Source organism: Bacillota bacterium, from assembly GCA_040754675.1.
GTDB lineage: Bacteria > Bacillota > Limnochordia > Limnochordales > Geochordaceae > Geochorda.
This window is the reverse complement of the sequence record JBFMCJ010000383.1, coordinates 1-3963: the sequence shown is the minus strand read 5'-3', so window position 1 is coordinate 3963 and position 3963 is coordinate 1. Positions and strand designations below refer to the sequence as shown.

Below are 3963 nucleotides of genomic sequence, written 5' to 3'. Positions count from 1 at the left end.
TACGTCTACCTCCCGACGTTGGGCAAGGAGGTCGACAACGGGTACCTCCACGAGGCCGAGGCCTGGCTGGAGGAGCACCTGGAAGCCGGACGAGCCTCCGTAGCCGGCTTGGGCTCGAAGGGCAGGTTTGTGGTTTTCAGCGGCCCGCCACACCCGTCGACCATCCCGGCCTCCGACCTCGAGGCCTACCTCCGGGACTGGAGAAACAGTCTCGGGCGGGTCAAGAACTACGGGTTTATGACTCAGGCCCTCGTATCCTACGCCGAGGTCGTTGGGGCAGCAGAATCAGGCCGACTGTTGATGGTGGACCTCTCGGGCCACTAGCCCCTGCCCGGGGTAATCTTGGGAAAGGACGCGACCGTTACGCTGAACATCACTATCGGTTCACTGGTCAAGGGCCAGACATCTTCCTGCCGCGACGTCACCGGGGCCCTGGTCTACGAGCAACAGGTGTGCGTCAAGCTCCGGGTCGGCAGCCGTCGCGAACCAGACCAAGAGGACCTCGCTCCGCGGCCTCCGGCGAAACATGCCCTATAGCTGCTCCACGCGTCGCTCCGGAGAACCGGCCGTCCGTCACGAGGGCAACGCCCTTCTCCAAACCCATCCCAGCCAAGGCAGCCGTGGCCTGAAGCATCTCTCTCATGCCAGGCCCTCCCTTTGGCCCTTCGTACCGGATCACGATGATATCGCCTGGTCTGATCCCGCCGGCGAGGATTCCCCTCACGGCTTCCTCCTCACAGTCGAACACACGGGCCGGCCCCTGTCTCCTCATGGCACCCGGATCGACTGCTCCCTGCTTGACCACCGCCCCGCCCGGAGCGAGGGATCCACGGAGAACGGCAATACCGCCCTTTTCGGTGTAGGGCTCCTTCCCGGAACGGATGACCTCTCCATCGGCTCGCCGGGCCAACCGGCCGATCTCGCCTATGGTCTTGCCCGACACGGTCTGACAGTGTTCTCTGAGCACGCCCAACTCGACCAACTCACGCGTCAGTGCCGGGATACCCCCAGCCCTGTGAAGATCCTCCACCCGGTGTTTCCCGGCCGGGCTCAACTTGCAGAGTTGGGGCACTCGTCCGGAAACCTCCTCAACCAATCCGAGGTCAAAGCCAAGGTCGCCCTCCTGTGCCATGGCGGACAGGTGTAGCAGGCTGTTCGTCGATCCACCCAACGCCATGTCCACACATAGGGCATTCCAGATCGCGTCCTGGGTCACGATCTGCCTTGGCCTGATGTCTTCAGCCAAGAGCCTCATGATCTGTTCTCCCGCCGCCCTGGCCAGCCGCAGCCGCCCTGCGTGTACGGCAGGAATTGTCCCGTTGAAGGGAAGCGCCATCCCGAGTGCTTCGCTCAGGCAATTCATAGTGTTGGCTGTGAACATCCCCGCGCACGAGCCGTAACCGGGGCACGCTTCCTCTTCGAGGTCCGGCAACTCATCCTCTGTCAGGAACCCCGACTTAATTGCTCCCGTCGCTTCGAACGCACTGGATACGTCAACCGGTGCACCCCGCCATCGGCCCGCCAACATAGGACCGCCGCTCACGACTATTGCGGGAAGGTTAAGCCGCAGCGCAGCCATGAGCATGCCCGGGACGACTTTATCACAGTTGGGCACAAGTACCAGTGCATCGAGGCTGTGCGCCCGCACCATCGCTTCGACCGAGTCAGCAATTAGATCGCGACTGGGCAGAGGATACCTCATGCCGGGATGTCCCATGGCAAGCCCATCACATATACCTATCACGGGGAACTCAAACGGCACTCCCCCGCTGGCCCATACTCCTGCCTTCACTGCAGCGGCCACCCTCCGCAAGTGGGCATGCCCGGGCACCAGATCGCTGTACGAGACAGCCACACCGACAAACGGTCGATCCAGGTCCGCCCGCGAAAGCCCAAGCGCCATGAGCAACGATCGGTGGCCAGCGCGCTCAGTCCCCTTCTTAATGACGTCACTGGGAAGCATACCGCTCATCACACTCTGCCCCCCTTGTCCTCCTCGCGCAGCGGTACCTTCGTCCGCGATCAGCTGCTCCGCAAGTTGGAACCTAGTTCCAGCGCCTCACCGTTTGAGCTGCACGAACTCAACCAGCCCTGCCACGACGCGAAAGTTGGCGACCTCCCATCCAACGTCCTGAGCATCCCCGCGGTACGCAGACTTAGTACCAAATGTTAGAGTAAATTCGTCAATAACGGATTAACTATCGGGCCGCCAGGTTCCCTCCCGAGCGCGGAACGGGCCGGTGCCCCGCAGCCCTTTGCGCGGGGCACCAGCCTTACGCTTAGAACTTCAGGATCAGGTAGTAGATGGCCAGCGGCAGATACACCGCTTCGCTGAGGCAGATGAAGAACAGCGCAACGTTTGAGGGACGTGTCCAGTTCGGAAAGGTCCTGGGCACGAGGTAGTAATTCAGGTATATCAGTGCGGGCAGGTAGATGGCCATGGCGATGAAGTTGAGCACGCCCGTGACAATCAGCAGGGTACCCGGCTGCGCCAGAAGCAGGGTGACGCAGCTAATCACTGTGAGGATGGCCACCCAAAGGTAGTACGTGTTCCGCACGCCCCACTCGCGGAAGAGGCGGAAGTTGGACACGAAGTAGTCGGCGTGCATACGGGATATGGCATCGACACAAAGGAGCCACGAGTCAGCCATGAAGGCTGCCGCCACCAGGTAAAAAACGGCCTGACCCAGATACCCCCAACTCGTGCGGAAGAACTCAGCCTGGTACACCGCGATCTTCCATCCGGAGGGAACCAAGCCTTTGGGATAAAGGAGGGCAAACGCGAGCAGGCAGGTCAGCATGAGGGTGAAGGCGTTAACGCCTGTACCGAAGGCGGCGTCGCCATACACGAACCTGATCCAACCCCGGTAGTTCGCCCTGTTCTCGGGCGTGTCCGCGAACACGTAGCCGGTGGCAGGAATAGCCTCGGGCTGCCCCGTGATGGGACTGGTAACCCGCCCCACAAACCGGCCAAGGCCAATGCCCTTGTCCCTCAGCCAGTAGCTGTACATGATGTTGAAAAACCCGCCTGCGCCGGCAAAGCAGATGCAGGTCAAAAAGATGTCCAGGTCCTTGGGGTCCCAGTTGGCCGGCCAGTAGGAGCGGAACGTAAAGTACCACCCGAAGAATTCACCCCAGTGCTGAACGACCTGCGGATGAAAGGCCGCCGCCAGCAACCCCACCACCGTGACCACGGTTACGGCGATCATGATCTTCTCGATCACACGGTACACCACCCGCCCGAACAAGATCGCCGACCCGAACACGGCTATGACCAAGTACGACCAGAACAGCGTCTGCGCTCGCGGCGACCACCCGGTTGGGATACCGGTGAGGGCAGCCAGGGCAGTGGAACCCGCGCTGGCGTAACCGCCAAACCACAGGTAGGTTATTAACACCATCACCCACATGAGGCCGGCAAACGCCTTGTGCACCCGGCAGAAACCCGTGAACATGGTCTCGCCAGTAGTGGCACTGTACCGACCGATCTCCACATTCACCATGTACTGGAGAGCACAGGCAGGCAGGATGATCCCCACGAAAGCTGCTCCGTACTTTGCCATAAGGTATGGCCACCAGATAAGTTCGCCGCTCCCCTGGGCCATGGCCGCAAACACCGCCCCTGGCCCGAACAGCGCGAGCCACCCCAGGTACCGGGGAACCGTGGAAACTTCCCTCAGCCTGTCGTGGCGGCCCATCCCCGCTTCCCGGCCCGTCAATTCCGGAGCCTCTCGGGCGTCCGCGGGCTTACGGACGCCCCTTTTCTCCGCCGTCTCCCGCATCGGGATCACCTCCCAATTGGCATTCCTGCCGACCCCCATGAGCGTGTGCCCCACGTTTCCAGACGACCGCCTGGCCTACCACCTCCTCAGGCCAAAACGTTCCCACATGCGCCTGACCGACCTACGATGTTTCCAGGATCTCGTAGGGGCTCGGAGTAGGCCATCTGGGAAGAAGACCCAC

Annotated in this window: 2 protein-coding genes and 1 pseudogene; 1 reads left to right on the top strand and 2 read right to left on the bottom strand. The window is 61.8% G+C overall.

All coding sequences use genetic code 11. The features are described 5' to 3' along the window. Positions 1 to 324: hypothetical protein (locus AB1609_17330; protein MEW6048210.1), on the top strand; the 324-nt coding region annotated here is incomplete at its 5' end. Between the two features lie 151 nt (positions 325 to 475). Here AB1609_17330 and ilvD read toward each other — a convergent pair. Both ilvD and AB1609_17320 read right to left on the bottom strand, forming a co-directional pair. Continuing rightward, positions 476 to 1963 (bottom strand): annotated as a pseudogene (ilvD, locus tag AB1609_17325) (dihydroxy-acid dehydratase). A 316-nt stretch (positions 1964 to 2279) separates the two neighbouring features. Next, positions 2280 to 3782, bottom strand: coding sequence for an Nramp family divalent metal transporter (locus AB1609_17320; GenBank protein ID MEW6048209.1), 1503 nt, complete (start codon positions 3780 to 3782; stop codon positions 2280 to 2282). Between the last annotated feature and the right edge of the window lie 181 nt (positions 3783 to 3963).